This window comes from Streptomyces sp. E11-3 (genome assembly GCF_046540415.1).
GTDB lineage: Bacteria > Actinomycetota > Actinomycetes > Streptomycetales > Streptomycetaceae > Streptomyces.
The window spans coordinates 2,093,604-2,109,582 of record NZ_JAZGRL010000002.1; the positions used below are offsets into that span (position 1 = coordinate 2,093,604).

12 protein-coding genes and 1 pseudogene are annotated in these 15,979 nt (G+C 69.9%); 8 read left to right on the plus strand and 5 right to left on the minus strand.

From position 1 onward, the window contains the following. The coding region (locus U9R90_RS28625; protein WP_411059567.1) for a serine/threonine-protein kinase at positions 1-901 on the minus strand (901 nt) is incomplete at its 3' end. Positions 902-1,043: 142 nt separating this feature from the next. Continuing rightward, positions 1,044-1,628: a biotin transporter BioY gene (locus U9R90_RS28630; RefSeq protein ID WP_411059568.1), complete on the minus strand. Its 585-nt coding sequence runs from the start codon at positions 1,626-1,628 to the stop codon at positions 1,044-1,046. A 467-nt stretch (positions 1,629-2,095) separates the two neighbouring features. On the opposite strand from U9R90_RS28630, the gene U9R90_RS28635 reads away from it, so the two are divergent. The 3 genes from U9R90_RS28635 (at position 2,096) to U9R90_RS28645 (ending at position 4,787) form a co-directional block, all read left to right on the plus strand. Continuing rightward, positions 2,096-3,529 carry an amino acid permease gene (locus U9R90_RS28635; protein WP_411059569.1) on the plus strand — a complete coding sequence of 478 codons (1,434 nt, stop codon included), beginning with the start codon at positions 2,096-2,098 and terminating at the stop codon, positions 3,527-3,529. Positions 3,530-3,700: 171 nt separating this feature from the next. After that, positions 3,701-4,342 carry a superoxide dismutase gene (locus tag U9R90_RS28640; protein ID WP_411059570.1) on the plus strand — a complete coding sequence of 214 codons (642 nt, stop codon included), beginning with the start codon at positions 3,701-3,703 and terminating at the stop codon, positions 4,340-4,342. A 235-nt stretch (positions 4,343-4,577) separates the two neighbouring features. Next, a complete protein-coding gene (locus tag U9R90_RS28645; protein WP_411059571.1) occupies positions 4,578-4,787 on the plus strand; it encodes a hypothetical protein in 210 nt (69 codons plus the stop codon). An 89-nt stretch (positions 4,788-4,876) separates the two neighbouring features. On the opposite strand, the gene U9R90_RS28650 is transcribed toward U9R90_RS28645, so the two are convergent. Beyond that, positions 4,877-5,533: a DsbA family protein gene (locus U9R90_RS28650; RefSeq protein ID WP_411059830.1), complete on the minus strand. Its 657-nt coding sequence runs from the start codon at positions 5,531-5,533 to the stop codon at positions 4,877-4,879. 152 nt (positions 5,534-5,685) lie between these two features. Between U9R90_RS28650 and pepN the strand changes: the two genes are divergently transcribed. Further along, entirely contained in the window at positions 5,686-8,313 is a 2,628-nt protein-coding gene (gene pepN / locus U9R90_RS28655) for an aminopeptidase N (RefSeq protein ID WP_411059572.1), read from the plus strand. Between the two features lie 184 nt (positions 8,314-8,497). Continuing rightward, a pseudogene (locus U9R90_RS28660) lies at positions 8,498-8,704 on the plus strand (hypothetical protein); the annotation flags it as partial. Between the two features lie 491 nt (positions 8,705-9,195). On the opposite strand, the gene U9R90_RS28665 reads toward U9R90_RS28660, so the two are convergent. Together U9R90_RS28665 and U9R90_RS28670 are read right to left on the minus strand one after the other, a co-directional pair. Beyond that, positions 9,196-9,654 carry an NUDIX hydrolase gene (locus tag U9R90_RS28665; RefSeq protein ID WP_411059573.1) on the minus strand — a complete coding sequence of 153 codons (459 nt, stop codon included), beginning with the start codon at positions 9,652-9,654 and terminating at the stop codon, positions 9,196-9,198. 9 nt (positions 9,655-9,663) lie between these two features. After that, a complete protein-coding gene (locus U9R90_RS28670) occupies positions 9,664-10,542 on the minus strand; it encodes a pyridoxamine 5'-phosphate oxidase family protein (RefSeq protein WP_411059574.1) in 879 nt (292 codons plus the stop codon). A 123-nt stretch (positions 10,543-10,665) separates the two neighbouring features. Between U9R90_RS28670 and U9R90_RS28675 the strand changes: the two genes are divergently transcribed. From U9R90_RS28675 to U9R90_RS28685, 3 genes are all read left to right on the plus strand, one after another. Beyond that, positions 10,666-11,211, plus strand: coding sequence for a CGNR zinc finger domain-containing protein (locus tag U9R90_RS28675; protein ID WP_411059575.1), 546 nt, complete (start codon positions 10,666-10,668; stop codon positions 11,209-11,211). A gap of 182 nt (positions 11,212-11,393) precedes the next feature. Next, positions 11,394-14,714 carry a S8 family serine peptidase gene (locus tag U9R90_RS28680; RefSeq protein WP_411059576.1) on the plus strand — a complete coding sequence of 1,107 codons (3,321 nt, stop codon included), beginning with the start codon at positions 11,394-11,396 and terminating at the stop codon, positions 14,712-14,714. Positions 14,715-14,878: 164 nt separating this feature from the next. Continuing rightward, positions 14,879-15,907: an aspartate-semialdehyde dehydrogenase gene (locus tag U9R90_RS28685; RefSeq protein WP_411059577.1), complete on the plus strand. Its 1,029-nt coding sequence runs from the start codon at positions 14,879-14,881 to the stop codon at positions 15,905-15,907. Positions 15,908-15,979: the final 72 nt, after the last annotated feature.

Consider the following 15,979-nt stretch of genomic DNA (forward strand, 5'->3'; position numbering starts at 1 on the left):
GCGGGCTGGGGCCGGGGCGCGGGCTGGGCGCGGCTATGAGGGTGGTGAGGCGCGTGGCCGTCTCATCGGCCGTGGGGCGGTCGGTCGGGTCCTTCGCCAGCAGTGCGGTCAGAAGCGGGGTCACGTCCGGGGTGTCCAGGGGAAGTTCCGGGGACTCGTAGGCGATCGCGTGCAGGGTCGCCGGGGTGGTGGCGCGGGCGAACGGGGAGCGGCCGGAGACCGCGGTGCACAGGGTGGCGCCGAGTGACCAGAGGTCGGAGGGTGGGCCCTGGGTCCGGCCCAGGAGGCGTTCCGGCGGGATGTACTCCGGGGAGCCGACGAGGAGGCCGGTGCGGGTGAGGGCCGCCGCGTCCTGGAGCGCGGCGATCCCGAAGTCGGTGAGGACGACCCGGTCGAGCGGCGCCGGGTGTTCCTGCTCGGGCCGCCCCCGCTCAGGCCGCCCCCGCTCAGCCCGCTCCAGGAGTACGTTCGCGGGCTTGATGTCACGGTGCAGTACGCCCGCCGCGTGGACGACCCGTAACGCACTGGCGAGGGCGAGGCCGATGCGGGCCGCCTCGGGGACGGACAGCGGGCCGTCGTCGGTGAGGGCCTGGGCCAGGGAGCGGGCGGGGACGAGCTCCATGACGATCCAGAGGCGTGCGTCGGCCTCGGCGACGTCGTAGACCCGTACGACATGAGGGTGGTCGATCCGCGCGGTGGCCCGTGCCTCGCGCAGCGCGCGCTCACGGCGGACCAGGCTGTCCTCCGCGCCCGCACCGTCGAGCCGCATCTCCTTGACCGCGACGGGCCGCCCGAGCAGTTCGTCCACCGCCCGCCACACCCGGCCCATGCCGCCCTGGCCGATGGTTTCGACGAGACGGTACCGGCCGCCGATCAGCGCGCCGTGTGCCTGCTCGGGCATCGCCGTTCACCCCCCGATGAACGTGCCTTCGACGAACGTGCCGTGGTTCTCAGCATAGTTGGGGGAAGGTGAAACGAGCCTGACGGCATCAGGCCCGCAGAGCGCTGATGCGTCAGCCTCGGTGGCCGACGAAGCTGATGCGTCAGCCGCGGCGGCCGACCAGCTTCCAGGCCGTGGGCAGCGCGCCCATCGCCAGCGCGGCCTTCAGCGCGTCGCCGATCAGGAAGGGGACCAGGCCCACGGCCACCGCCTTGCTCAGCGACATCCCGGTCGCGAGCATCAGATAGGGGACGCCGACCGCGTAGATCACCAGGGAGCCGACCGCCATCGCGCCCGCCATCCGCAGCGGGGAGCGGTCGGCTCCGCGCTGGGCCATGGCGCCGACCGCGGTCGCGGCGAGCAGCATGCCGATGACATAGCCGAGCGACGGCATCGCGGCGCCGGACTGCGCCTCGGCGAACCACGGGACGCCCGCCATGCCGACCATCAGGTAGATGCCGAGCGAGAGGAAGCCGCGGCGGGCGCCGAGCGAGGTGCCCACCAGCAGGGCCGCGAAGGTCTGCCCGGTGACCGGCACCGGCGAGCCCGGTACGGGCACCGCGAGCTGGGCCGCGATGCCGGTGAACGCGGCGCCGCCGAACACGAGCGCGATGTCCCGGGCGCGGGTGGCGGGCAGCAGGTCGGCGAGCACCTGGCCGGGGCGCGTGGTGAGGGCGGCGGTGGTCATACGGACTCCAGACTCGGCCGGACTCCGGGCGTACGGACGCGGGCGGACTCCGAGGGGCAGGCGGGAACACGGTGACGTTAGCCCAGGGGTTAACGCTCGATCACCATCAGCCGCCCACAAAGCGGGGCTTGGGGACTTGGTGAGGTGTGCACAAAGAGTGGGGAGTATGCAGAGGGCAGAGAGGAAGCCGAGTGATGCTTGTCACTAGGGGCTAGACGTCTGCTGTCCTTTTTGCGTAGATGGTGTCCTCTGGGCGAGACTGTAGGGTCTCGCCAAATCCCTGAGAGCGCCTCACCATGCACGACGCCCTGGCCGTCAAGGCCGAGCCCGTGGGCGCACGCGTGCGTGTGTGCGCACCGTGCGTGACCGCGGCGTCCGGATATCGGTCACCCCGCACGCCCCGGCGAACACGCGTCGCACACTGACCGCCTTTGCACGTCATCTCACGTACTGGACAACGCCTTACCATGACTCGGACAACCCTCACTTCCGAGGCAGTTGACGGCAAAAAGGACGCCCCGGCGTCCTCCAGCCCCAGCGGTTCGCCGCTGTCCAACGGCCTCAAGCAGCGGCACCTCTCGATGATCGCCCTCGGTGGCGTGATCGGTGCCGGGCTCTTCGTCGGCTCCGGCGCGGGTATCGCCGCGGCCGGCCCCTCCATCGTCGTCGCGTACGCGATCTCCGGGCTGCTGGTCATGCTCGTGATGCGGATGCTCGGCGAGATGTCGGCCGCGAACCCCTCGTCGGGCTCGTTCTCCGCGCACGCCGAGCGCGCGATGGGCCCGTGGGCGGGCTTCACGGCGGGCTGGGCGTTCTGGGTGCTGCTCTGTGTGGCCGTCGGCCTGGAGGGCATCGGCGCCGCGAAGATCGTCTCGGGCTGGCTGCCGGGCACGCCCGAGTGGGCCTGGGTCGCCCTCTTCATGCTGGTCTTCTGCGCCACCAACCTGGCCGCCGTGAAGAACTTCGGCGAGTTCGAGTTCTGGTTCGCCGCGCTCAAGATCGGCGCGATCGTGCTCTTCCTGGGCCTGGGCGCGCTGGCGATCGCCGGTGTGCTGCCCGGCTCCGACTCCCCCGGCCTGACCAACCTCACGGGTGACGGCGGCTGGCTGCCCAACGGCAGCGAAGGGTTGGTACTCGGCCTGCTCGCCTCGGTCTTCGCGTACGGCGGCCTGGAGACGGTCACCATCGCGGCGGCCGAGTCGGAGAACCCGGTCCAGGGCGTGGCCAGGGCCGTGCGTACGGCGATGTGGCGGATCGCGGTCTTCTACATCGGCTCGATGGCGGTCATCGTCACGCTGGTGCCGTGGGACGACCCGGCCGTCGCCGAGAAGGGCCCGTACGTCGCCACCCTCGACCACCTGGGCATCCCGGGCGCGGGCCAGATCATGAACGTGGTCATCCTGATCGCCCTGCTCTCCGCGATGAACGCCAACATCTACGGCGCGTCCCGGATCACCTACTCGCTGGTCGAGCGCGGGCAGGGCCCGCGGGCGCTGAGCCGGGTCAGCGGCGGGGTGCCGCGCGTGGCCGTCCTGGCCTCGTCGTTCTTCGGCTTCGTGTGCGTGCTGCTCAGCTACTGGTACCCGGAGACGATCTTCACCTGGCTGCTCAACATGATCGGCGCGGTGATCCTGGTCGTCTGGATCTTCATCGGGGTGTCCCAGCTGATCCTGCGCCGCCGCAACCAGGGGCAGCTCGTCGTACGGATGTGGCTGTACCCGTACCTGACGGTGGTCGCCCTGCTCGGCATGGTGGTGATCTTCGTACTGATGGCGCGGGAGCCGGACACGCGGGTGCAGCTGTACTCCACGGGCGGTCTTGTGCTGGCGCTCGCGCTGCTGGGGTACGCGCACCAGAAGGGGTTGCTGGGGCGGCTGGCGGCGAAGCTGCTGCGCCGCTGAAGCAGTAAGAGGCAGCAAGTGAGGCAGTAAGTACTGCCGCGAGAAGGCCCTCGCACGGAGGACGGTCCGTGCGAGGGCCTTTCGCATGCCCTGATCCCGCCCACGGGCTTGCTGCTGATAGCGTGCACTTGCATATTAGTTGCAATAAGCGCTCGGAGGGGATCGATCGTCATGGCCGTCTACACACTTCCGGAACTTCCCTACGACTACTCCGCACTCGCGCCCGTGATCAGCCCGGAGATCATCGAGCTGCACCACGACAAGCACCACGCGGCGTATGTGAAGGGCGCGAACGACACCCTCGAGCAGCTGGCCCAGGCGCGCGACAAGGAGTCCTGGGGTGCGATCAACGGCCTGGAGAAGAACCTGGCCTTCCACCTCTCGGGCCACATCCTGCATTCCATCTACTGGCAGAACATGACGGGCGACGGCGGCGGCGAGCCGCTCGCCGCGGACGGCGTGGGCGACCTCGCGGACGCCATCGCCGAGTCCTTCGGCTCCTTCGCCGGTTTCAAGGCCCAGCTGACCAAGGCGTCGGCGACCACCCAGGGGTCGGGCTGGGGCGTCCTGGCGTACGAGCCGGTCAGCGGCCGTCTGATCGTCGAGCAGATCTACGACCACCAGGGCAACGTCGGCCAGGGCTCGGTGCCGATCCTGGTGTTCGACGCCTGGGAGCACGCCTTCTATCTCCAGTACAAGAACCAGAAGGTCGACTTCATCGAGGCCATGTGGCAGGTCGTCAACTGGCAGGACGTGGCCAGGCGCTACGCCGCCGCCAAGGAGCGCGCGCACACGCTGCTGCTCGCACCCTGATCCAGGGCCTGCCGTCAGGCACCCGGCGTCCTGCTCGTGATCGTCTTCTCAACCTTCACCGGGCAGGCGGAAAGAACAGAAGCCCCCGCGAGGACCTGACTCGCGGGGGCTTCTGGATGCGCGCTCGGCCGACTGCTCGGCCGACCGCTCCGCCGACTGCTCGGCTGTCCGCTTTCGCCCTGACTTCCTCGCCGTCCGCGGCCTACGCTCATGGCTCCGACCCGGAGGGGGCGTCATGTGGTGCCACACGTGCAAGTCCGAGCAACCGCACCGTCGGCTCAACGCCGAAGAGGAGGAGCGGCTCAAGGACCGGTTGGCCAAGGGGCACGTGCGCGAGTACGTCATCTGCGACGCGCCGGGGTGCTGGCATGTGCGGACGGGATTCAGCCAGTGCGCCGGGACCGGGGGGCGGCACATCCGGCTCAGGCCGGATGACCTGGATTGATGGAGGGCTTGCCCGCGACGGAATTGATCGGGGGCCTGCCCGCGACGGACAGGCCCCCGGGAGTACGTCAGGGGTTACTCGGCGCCTCCTCAGTCGAAGATCGGGTCCTGGGTGCGGGTGCGCTTGAGCTCGTAGAAGCCCGGCGTGCCCGCGACCAGCAGGGTGCCGTCCCAAAGGCGGGCCGCCGCCTCGCCCTTGGGGGCGGGGGTCACCACTGGGCCGAAGAAGGCGATCTGCTCGCCGTCGGGTCCGGGGACCGCGATGACCGGGGTGCCGACGTCCTGGCCGACCTTCTCGATGCCCTCCTGGTGGGAGGCGCGCAACTCCTTGTCGTACGCGTCGGAGTCCATGTAGTCCAGGAGCGACGCGGACAGGCCGACCTCTTCGAGCGCGGCGGCGACCACCTCGCGAGTGGGGCCCTGCCCCTCGTTGTGGATGCGGGTGCCGAGCGCGGTGTAGAGCCTGCCGAGCACCTCGTCACCGTGCTTCTGCTGGGCGGCGATCGCCACCCGCACCGGGCCCCAGGCCTGCTTCATGCCCTCGCGGTACTGCTCGGGCAGCTCGTCCAACCGGTCCTCGTTCAGTACGGCGAGGCTCATCACATGCCAGCGCACCTGAACCGGGCGTACCTTCTCGACCTCGAGCATCCAGCGTGACGTCATCCAGGCCCACGGACATATCGGGTCGAACCAGAAGTCTGCGGTCACCTTGTCAGTCGACTTGTCACTCGACGGCTGGGCGGTCATCTCTCTCCTTATGTCGTTCGCGGCTGCCAGCGGCGGCAACGCCGCCTCGGGTGCGGACATTCCCCGACACCCGCCGTCAGGGCCACATGGCAGGATCGTAGGCAGTACGTCACGTCCCTTACGTCAGTCATGTCAGTCACGAAGGAGTGCCTGTGCCCGGTGAGAACCTGTCCCGCGACGAGGCCCGCGAGCGGGCCGCGCTACTGTCCGTCGACGGGTACGAGGTCGCGCTCGACCTGCGCTCGGCGGTCGGCGGGGCCGAGGCGGAGCCGCGTACGTTCCGGTCGGTGACGACCATCAGGTTCCGCTGCGCGGAGCCGGGCGCCGCGAGCTTCGCCGACCTGATCGCACCGAGGGTGACGGCGGTGTCCCTGAACGGACAGGATCTCGACCCGGGCGCGGTCTTCGACGGTTCGCGGATCACCCTGGAGGACCTGCGCGCGGAGAACGTCCTGGTGGTCGACGCGCAGTGCGCCTACAGCCGCACCGGCGAGGGCATGCACCGCTTCGTCGACCCGGAGGACGGCGAGGTCTACCTCTACACGCAGTACGAACCGGCCGACTGCCGCCGGGTGTTCGCGAACTTCGAGCAGCCCGACCTGAAGGCTCCCTTCCGCTTCGAGGCGCGGGCGCCCGAGGGGTGGACGGTGTGGAGCAACGGCTCCGGTGAACTGAAAAGAGAAGGGCGCGCAGCGCTTCCGAATAAGGGTGGTGGTGGGCGACGGGAGGGCGGCGTGTGGCGGTTCGCCGAGACCAAGCCGATCTCGACGTACATCACGGCCATAGTGGCGGGCCCGTACCACTATGTGACGGACCGTTACACCCGGACCTTCGACGACGGTACGACGCTGGAGATCCCGCTCGGCGCGATGTGCCGCAAGGGGCTGGCCAGGCACTTCGACGCGGACGACGTCTTCCTCGTCACCAAGCAGGGTCTTGACTTCTTCCACGACCACTTCGACTACCCGTACCCGTTCGGGAAGTACGACCAGGCCTTCGTGCCGGAGTACAACCTCGGGGCGATGGAGAACCCGGGCTGTGTGACCTTCCGCGAGGAGTTCATCTTCCGCGGCAAGGTGACGCAGGCGGCGTACGAGCGCCGGGCGAACGTCATCCTGCACGAGATGGCGCACATGTGGTTCGGCGACCTGGTCACCATGCGGTGGTGGGACGACCTGTGGCTCAAGGAGTCCTTCGCCGACTTCATGGGCTCCTTCTCCATGGTGAACGCCACGCGCTTCACCAACGGCTGGATCACCTTCGCCAACAACCGCAAGGCCTGGGCGTACCGCGCCGACCAGCTGCCCTCGACGCACCCGATCACGGCCGACATCCGTGACCTGCAGGACGCCAAGCTCAACTTCGACGGCATCACCTACGCCAAGGGCGCCAGTGTGCTCAAGCAGTTGGTGGCGTACGCGGGCCAGGACGCGTTCCTGGAAGGCGCCCGGCGGTACTTCAAGCGGCACGCGTACGGCAACACCCGGCTTGAGGACCTGCTGTCGGTCCTGGAAGAGACCTCGGGGCGCGACATGGCCACCTGGTCGCGGTCCTGGCTGCAGACGGCGGGGGTCAACTCCCTGACGCCGGTGGCCACCTATGACGCGCACGGGCGGCTCACGGAACTGGCCGTCCTCCAGGAAGCCGCCGAATCCCACCCGGTGCTGCGCCCGCACCGGGTGGCGGTCGGGCTTTACCACCGCTCCCCCGACGGCGAGCTGGTCCGGTACGCGCGCGCCGAGCTCGACGTGGACGGGCCGCGTACGGTCGTGGCGGAGCTGGCCGGAGCCGAGCGGCCTGACCTGATCCTGGTCAACGACGACGACCTGACGTACTGCAAGATCCGCTTCGACGAGCGCTCGCTGGCGACCCTGCGCGATCACCTGGGCGAGATGACCGACCCCCTGGCCCGCGCGCTGTGCTGGTCCGCGCTGTGGAGCCTCACCCGGGACGGGCTGATGCCCGCGCGGGACTTCATCGACCTGGTACTGCGGTTCGCGGGCCGCGAGAGCGACATCGGGGTGCTGCAGATGCTGCACACCTGGGCGCGGTCGGCGCTGACGCACTACGCGGCGCCCGAGTGGCGCGAGCCGGGCGGGCGGCTGGTCGCCGAGGGCGCGCTGCACGAGCTGCGGATCGCGGAGCCGGGCAGCCAGCACCAGCTGACCTGGGCCAGGTTCTTCGCCGCGGTCGCCTCCTCGGCGGCGGATCTGCAGCTGCTGCGGGGGCTGCTCGAAGGTACGGCGAAGATCGACGGCCTCGATGTGGACCAGGAGCTGCGCTGGACCTTCCTGGAGCCGCTCGCCGTGCACGGCGCCGCCGACGAGAGCGTACTGGCGGCCGAGTTGGCCCGTGACGACACGGCGTCCGGTAAGCGGCACCAGGTGCGGTGCCTGGCGGCCCGGCCGTCGGCTGCGGTCAAGGCGCAGGCCTGGGCACAGGTCGTGGAGTCGGACGCGCTGTCCAACGCGCTGGTGGAGGCGACGATCGCCGGGTTCGGGCAGCCGTCCCAGCGGGAGCTGGTCGCGCCGTATGCCGCGCGGTACTTCGACGCGATCGAGCGGGTGTGGTCGGAGCGCTCCATCCAGATCGGCATGCACGTCGTACGGGGCATGTTCCCTGCCCTGCAGGACGACGCGGCCACGCTGGACGCGACGGACGCGTGGCTCACGGCTCACCAGGACGCGGCCCCCGCGCTGCGCCGCCTGGTCCTTGAGTCCCGCGACGACCTGGCCCGCGCGCTGCGCGCCCAGGCCTGCGACGCGGCCGCGGCGTCGTAAGCGCCTGCCTTCGCGCATCTCTCGCACCTCTGCGCATGTCTTCGAACGCCGGACGGGCTGATGGTGGCCCGTCCGGCGTTCGCGGGCACGGGACAGGGCTGTGACGGACGGGTGGGGCGGCGGCCGTGTCCCCCTGGGGGACCTGGTCTTTTCGGCAGTCGAACGCTCGTCCTTTAGTGCAGGATTGTCCCGTTCTGTCGACGGGACGGTAACAGCGGTTAGGAGGCGGCTCAGGGGCGGGCATCTCCGGGTCATGAACCACAACACCCCGCTCTCCCCCCGCCCCCTGCACCACCTCGCGCACGCCCAGCGCCGGGTCCTGACCGGGTCCCAGCTCCGGGTCCACGGTGTGTCCGGGGCCGAGATCGACACCGCCTGCCGGCCCGGTGGGNGCGAGGGCGGGTGGTGGGGGCGGGGGCTCCGGCGAGCGGCCCCGCGTCTGCCGTGACGGCTTGGGCTTCCGTTCCGGCCGCGCCGCTGCCGCCGAGGGCGAGCGCGAGGCCCGTGGACGCGGCGAGCGCGGTGGTGGTGGCGAGGAAGGTGCGGCGGTCGAGGGTGGCGACAGAGCGTGTGCGCGACATGGCGCGGTCTCCCCGGGGTGCGGACGCGTCGGCAGTGGGGGCGGGGGGTTCCCCGCTCCTCCTGGAGCGTTGGCAGTGGGGGTGGCCTGCGCGTGAACTGGGCCGCAACGCTGCTGGCCGATCGCCGTACGTGGATCACGGCCGGGGCGGCCGGTCATCCACGGCTTCGCGGGTGGAGGGGAGGTGGTCACTCCGCGTTCACCTGTGCGGGTAGTGGGTGGCGATTTTTTTCCCCGATCCCGCCCCTTCCCGAAACTGGGGGCAAGCCCCCAGACCCCCGGATCGCCCTCCGGGCTCGTCCTCAATCGCCGGACGGGCTCAATTTGCCCACCGCAGGCCGCGTACGCCATAACGTGAGGCCGATGTCCACCAGGCTCACCCGCGGCAGAGCCGGGACCGCGTCCAGAAGGTGCCAGGACGCCAGGTCTGTGGAGCCGTGTTGCTCGGGGCGCAGGGCGCCCCCGGTGACGCGGGCCTCGTACACGAGACGCAGCCCGTGGAAGTCCGCGAACATGCCGAGCTTGCGCGGATAGCGGCGGCGGAGGGAGTCGACGCCGAGCAGGGCGACCGGTCGGACGGTGTACCCCGTCTCCTCGGCCGCCTCCCGGATCACCGCGTCGTACGGGTCCTCGCCGTGCTCCAGACCGCCACCGGGCAGGGTCCACCGCTTGCTGCCGTCGCCCGCGACCCAGCGCGCGAGCAGCAGCCGTCCGTCCCGTACGCACACGGCGTAGGCCGCCACCCTGAGTTCTTCGTGCACACGGTGACGTTAGGCCAACGGCGGGTTCGCGGGTGAGTACTCGGGGGTGGACCAGCGCAGCGGGCTGGCGGACTCGGTGTGGACCGCTTCGGTGAGGGTGAAGCGCGTGGTGCGCTGCTCGTCGGTGTACTCGGTGCGGGCCGTGCCGGTGAGCTGGAGCGTGGTGCCGGTGGTCCAGTCGAGCAGCAGCAGCCCGGCGCGCGGGTCGGCCTCCAGGTTGCCGAGGGTGCGGAACATCGAGTTCCCCTGGTAGTCCTGCCACATGAGTTCGTACGGTGATGTCACCTGGACGAACCCGGGGTTGCCGCCCCGGTGGCTCGCGTCGGTGTGTCCTTCGGCGGCCGTGGCGAGGAAGAAGGTGTCGGACGCGCGGATGAAGTCCTGTTGGGCGGGGCTCAGTCCGGCGCTTCGGCGGGGCGCCGTGACGTCCGGGCGGGGGACGAACTCGTAGGATTCGCGCTTTTGCAGGTACTTGGGGCAGTTGGAGAAGACCTGCTCGGCCTCGATGGCCAGGCCGCGCTCGGTCGGCCGGGCGCGGCCGCCCAGCCGCATCCGGCGCCGGGTGCGCGGGTCCAGGGCGATGGTGCCGACGGGGGTGTCGGGGGTGCCGAGCGCGGCCGCCAGGGGGTCGTCGGGGCGCGGGCCGCCGGCCACCGAGACCTGGTTCGGCCCGGTGGCCCGGACGAATCCGGGGGCGCCGGTGAGCAGCGACGCCCAGACCTGGCCCGTCGCGTCGGCCGCACCCACCACCAGCATCGGCTGGAGTTCCAGGAACGCGGCGGCGACGGGGCGGATGCCGGGGCCGATGGACTTCCCGACGTGGTCGGCCAGCGCGCGCACTCCGACGCGGTCCTGCACGGCACGCGAGCCCTTGTGATACGGCTCCATGGGAGCCCCCTTCCCTGTCACCAACATCCATTTCCTAACCAGTCATGTGTAGATTAACGGTTAGCACCAAGCTCCGTCAACCGGTGACGTAACCTTGACTGGTTAGTACCGAAAGGAGCCGCGATGCCCACCCCCACCGACCCGCGCCCACTCACCGGCGAACCGCTCTCGCTGGACCTGCTCAACACCCGCTGGATGCAGGACGGAGCGCGGCAGGACCTCTTCGACCTGCCCGAAGGACTGCACATCTGGCTCGCCGCCAACGCCCTCGACGGGCGGTTCGCGGCCGACGGCACCACCCTGCGCCATCTGCTGACCGCCCGCGACGCGCTGCGCGCGGTCGTGGACACTCCGGGCGACGCGGCCGGAATCGCCCGGGTCGACGCCGTCCTCGCGCACGGCCGCATCCGGGCGACCCTCAGCGCGGAAGGTCCGGGCGAGAGCGCGGAGTTCGACGACCCGTCCTGGGGTCCGGCCTGGACCGCGGCCCGCGACTACCTGGACCTGCTGAGCACCGCGCCCGACCGCATCCGCAAGTGCGCCCACGACGCGTGCATCCTGCACTTCTTCGACACCTCACGGAACGGCACCCGGCGCTGGTGCTCCATGGCGGCGTGCGGAAACCGCGCCAAGGCCTCCCGGCATTACGCGCGCACACACGGAAGCTGACATTCCGCATCCCGCGCGGATGTCCCGTTTTACCCCGCCATACACCTCATGGCGTATGGCGGATGTACGCCATTTCCCTCCCCCACCCCGGACAACTCTCCCCAAACATCGATCACTTACGTAAGGGTGAGCGGTCATCTGGGTCCGAAAACCGGACCTTCTCTCTCAGTTACGGGATACAGATGACCCTCGAAACCCCCCACGCACCGATATCCGGTGCGAGACGCGCGGCCCGCCTCACGGTGGCCGCGGGTCTGGTGGCCGCGCTCGCCGCGGCCGGTCCGCTACCCGCCTTCGCCGCCGACGGTGCATCGGACGGCGACCCCGCACCGGTGAAGTCCACCGACGGCACGAAAGACAAGCTCGGCACCGCCGACGCCGAGCGCCTCGCCGAGGCCAGGGCCGAGGGCGAGAAGACCGTCACCCTGCTGGTGGCGACCAAGCCCGGCTCCACCGAGCAGGTCGCCAAGCAGCTCGACGGCGTCAAGGGCGGCTCCGTAGGGATGGCCTACGACAAGCTCGGCTATGTGCGCGCCACACTGCCGACGCCCAAGGCCGACGCCGCGATCAAGAAGGCGTCCAAGCTCTCCAGCGTCCACGCGATCGACCTGAGCGCCGAGATCGAGCTGGACGACCCGACGCCGGCCGCCGACGCCGCCAAGGGTGCCAAGAAGGCCGCGAAGGGCAGCTACCCCGCGCCCGGCAAGGACACCCCGGCGAAGAACCCGTACAACCCGTCCTTCGAGACCGGCGCGGTGGACTTCGTCAAGAAGAACCCGAAGGCCGACGGCCGCGGGATCACCATCGGCATCCTCGACTCCGGTGTCGACGTCAGCCACCCGGCGCTGCAGAAGACCACCACCGGCGAGCGCAAGATCGTCGACTGGGTCACCGCGACCGACCCGATCGTGGACCGCGACGGCACCTGGCGCCGGATGACCAACCCGGTCTCCGGACCCGAGTTCACCTTCGCCGACCGCACCTGGAAGGCCCCCGAGGGCGACTTCCAGGTCAACCTGTTCGCCGAGGCCGCCACCAAGGGTGGCGACATGAAGGGCGACCTCAACCGCGACGGTGACACCACCGACGTCTGGGGCGTCCTCTACGACCCGGCGAAGGGCACCGTCACCGTCGACCTCGACAACGACGGCGACTTCACCAACGACAAGCCGATGAAGCCCTACAAGGACGGCTTCCAGATCGGCTACTTCGGTGAGGACGACCCGGAGACCGACATCGCCGAGCGGATCCCGTTCGTCGTCGAGATCCGCAAGGACGTGCCGACCGACCCGTACGGCGGCGACTGGGTCGGCAAGAAGGCCGACTTCGTCAACATCGGCGTCATCGAGGGCTCGCACGGCACGCACGTCGCGGGCATCACCGCCGCCAACTCGCTGTTCGGCGGCAAGATGGACGGCGCCGCGCCCGGCGCCAAGCTGGTCTCCTCGCGCGCCTGCACCTGGTCCGGCGGCTGCACCAGCGCCGCGCTCACCGAGGGCATGATCGACCTCGTGGTGAACCGCGGTGTCGACATCGTCAACATGTCGATCGGCGGCCTGCCCGCGCTGAACGACGGCAACAACGCGCGCGCCGCGCTCTACACCCGGCTCATCGACGAGTACGGCGTCCAGCTGGTCATCTCCGCGGGCAACAGCGGCCCCGGCGCCAACACCATCGGCGACCCCTCGCTCGCCGACAAGGTGATCTCGGTGGGCGCCTCGGTCTCCAAGCAGACCTGGGCCGCCAACTACGGCTCGGCCGTCAAGCGCAAGTACGCGATGATGCCCTTCTCCTCGCGCGGTCCGCGTGAGGACGGCGGCTTCACGCCGACCATCACCGCGCCCGGCGCCTCGATCAACACCATCCAGACCTGGGCCGAGGGCCAGCCGGTCGCCGAGGCGGGCTACGACCTGCCGGCCGGCTACGGCATGCTGCAGGGCACCTCGATGTCCTCGCCGCAGGCCGCGGGCGCCAGCGCGCTGCTGCTCTCCGCCGCGAAGCAGAAGAACGTCGAGCTGGCCCCCGCCGAGCTGCGCACCGCGCTGACCAGCACCGCGACCCGGATCAGGGGCGCCCAGGCCTACGAGCAGGGCTCGGGCCTGATCAACATCGTCAAGGCCTGGAAGTCGATCAAGCGGGGCGCCACCGCCCACGAGTACGCGGTCAAGGCCCCGGTCGACACCGCGCTGTCCGACAACCTGAAGGAGCCGGGCTTCGGCACCGGCCTCTACGACCGCGAAGGCGGCCTCAAGGTCGGCAAGAGCAAGACGTACGACGTCACGATCACCCGTACCACCGGCCCGAAGAGCGCCGTGTGGCACAAGCTGTCGTTCAAGAACAACCACGACCGCGCCTTCAAGATCAAGGGCAAGCGCTTCATCCTGCTGCCGCGGGACAAGCCGGTCACCGTCAAGGTCACCGCCAAGGTCCGCAAGGCGGGTCTGAGCAGCGCGATCCTCGAGGTCAACGACCTGCGCACCAAGGGCGTCGACAAGCAGATCCTGACCACCGTGGTCGCCTCCGAGAAGCTGGCGAAGCCCTCGTACAGCTTCTCCACCTCGGGTACGGCGGTGCGCAACCTCACCACCTCGTACTTCGTGACGGTGCCGGAGGGCGCGAAGACCCTTGAGGTCGCCATGAGCGGTCTCAAGAAGGACAGCCAGACGCGGTTCATCTCGCTGCACCCGTACGGCGTGCCGATGGACTCCACGTCGACGATCCACTGCTACCCGAACTACGAGCACCCGACCAACACCTGCCGCCCCGACCTGCGCTCGTACGCGAACCCGCAGCCGGGTGTCTGGGAGATCGAGGTCGAGTCGCGCCGTACGTCGCCTCTGCTGAAGAACCCCTTCAAGCTGGACGTCTCGGTTCTCGGTGTGGAGTTCGACCCGGCCGAGCTGACCCTCGACGAGGCCAAGATCGGCACCCCGGCCGCGGTCGAGTGGAAGGGCACCAACGCCTTCGCCCCGATCGACGGCACGCTCAAGGGCGGCTCGCTCGGCTCCTCCGTCACGGAGCGTCCGAGCATCAAGGACGGCGCGTCGCAGGAGCGCAAGGTGACCATCGGTGAGGGTGTCGAGCTGTTCGACATCGCGATCGGCAAGGTCTCCGACGCGTCCGCCGACCTGGACCTGGCCGTGTACCTGGGCGACGAGCTGGTCGGCCAGTCCGCGGGCGGCGACTCCGAGGAGCGGGTCACCCTGACCGAGCCCGCCGCGGGCGAGTACACGATCGTCGTCGACGGTTACGCGGTTCCGGCCGGCGAGACCGACTACGACTACCTGGACGTGTACTACGCGGCCTCGCTCGGCGAGCTCAAGGTCGACGAGTCCGCGGCCGTGAAGCTGGCCAACGGCGAGTCCGCCCAGCTCCCGGCCGAGGTCGTGGTCGCGGGTGCCGCGCCCGAGGGCCGCCAGTTCGTCGGCGAGCTCCAGGTGCTGAACGCCCGCGGCACGGTCGCCGGGGTCGGCAGCGTCAAGATCGAGAAGGTCACCGAGTAAGGCGATCTGTCTCGGTTGATCCGGATATAAGGCGGGGCGGGTGTGCTATCTCACGGCACCCGCCCCGTTCCGCATCCCGGACAATGGATTGGACAACCGCATACCGGTCATACGCATGATGGAACGGGACTGCCCAGGTCCACAGGTACGAGTAAGGAGCCCACGTGAGGGTCGGAATCGTCGGAGCCACCGGTCAGGTCGGCACAGTCATGCGCGGCATCCTCGCCGAGCGGAAGTTCCCGGTCGACGAGCTGCGACTGTTCGCCTCGGCCCGGTCCGCGGGCAAGACCCTCGACTGGCAGGGCACGGACGTCACGATCGAGGACGCGGCCACCGCCGACTACTCGGGCCTGGACATCGTGCTCTTCTCGGCGGGCGGCGCCACCTCCAAGGCGCTGGCCGAGAAGGTCGCCTCGCAGGGCGCCGTCGTGATCGACAACTCCTCCGCGTGGCGTCGCCACCCCGAGGTGCCGCTGGTCGTCTCGGAGGTCAACCCGCACGCGGTGGCGAACCGCCCCAAGGGCATCATCGCCAATCCGAACTGCACCACGATGGCCGCCATGCCGGTGCTGAAGCCGCTGCACCTGGAGGCCGGTCTGACCTCCCTGGTCGTCGCGACCTACCAGGCCGTCTCCGGCTCCGGCCTGTCCGGCGTCCAGGAGCTCAGCGACCAGATCCAGAAGGTCGGCGAGGACGCGCCGAAGCTGACCCACGGCGGCGACGCCGTGGAGTTCCCGGCGCCCGACAACTACGTCGCGCCGATCGCGTACAACGTGCTGCCGCTGGCGGGCTCCATCGTCGACGACGGTCTGAACGAGACCGACGAGGAGCAGAAGCTCCGCCACGAGTCCCGCAAGATCCTGGAGATCGAGGACCTCAAGGTCTCCGGCACCTGCGTCCGGGTCCCGGTCTTCACCGGCCACTCCCTCCAGGTCAACGCCCGCTTCGAGCGGCCGCTGAGCCCCGAGCGGGCCACCGAGATCCTCTCCTCGGCCGAGGGCGTCGTGGTCACCGACGTACCGACCCCGCTGGTGGCGGCGGGCAAGGACGACTCCTTCGTGGGCCGTATCCGTAACGACGAGACGGTCGAGAACGGCCTCGCGTTCTTCATCTCGGACGACAACCTCCGCAAGGGCGCGGCGCTGAACGCCGTGCAGGTCGCGGAGCTGGTCGCGGCCGAACTCAAGGGCTGACCCAGCCAGTTCTGACCATGGGGCGGGTGCTCGTACGTTCTTCACGTACGAGCCCCCCCCCCGCCCCATGGC

Excerpts from the sequence above, each read along its gene's own strand:
- U9R90_RS28630 (WP_411059568.1), bottom strand. The coding sequence starts at position 1,628 with ATGACCACCGCCGCCCTCACCACGCGCCCCGGCCAGGTGCTCGCCGAC.
- U9R90_RS28635 (WP_411059569.1), top strand. The coding sequence starts at position 2,096 with ATGACTCGGACAACCCTCACTTCCGAGGCAGTTGACGGCAAAAAGGAC.
- U9R90_RS28640 (WP_411059570.1), top strand. The coding sequence starts at position 3,701 with ATGGCCGTCTACACACTTCCGGAACTTCCCTACGACTACTCCGCACTC.
- U9R90_RS28645 (WP_411059571.1), top strand. The coding sequence starts at position 4,578 with ATGTGGTGCCACACGTGCAAGTCCGAGCAACCGCACCGTCGGCTCAAC.
- U9R90_RS28650 (WP_411059830.1), bottom strand. The coding sequence starts at position 5,533 with ATGACCGCCCAGCCGTCGAGTGACAAGTCGACTGACAAGGTGACCGCA.
- U9R90_RS28670 (WP_411059574.1), bottom strand. The coding sequence starts at position 10,542 with ATGGAGCCGTATCACAAGGGCTCGCGTGCCGTGCAGGACCGCGTCGGA.
- U9R90_RS28675 (WP_411059575.1), top strand. The coding sequence starts at position 10,666 with ATGCCCACCCCCACCGACCCGCGCCCACTCACCGGCGAACCGCTCTCG.
- U9R90_RS28680 (WP_411059576.1), top strand. The coding sequence starts at position 11,394 with ATGACCCTCGAAACCCCCCACGCACCGATATCCGGTGCGAGACGCGCG.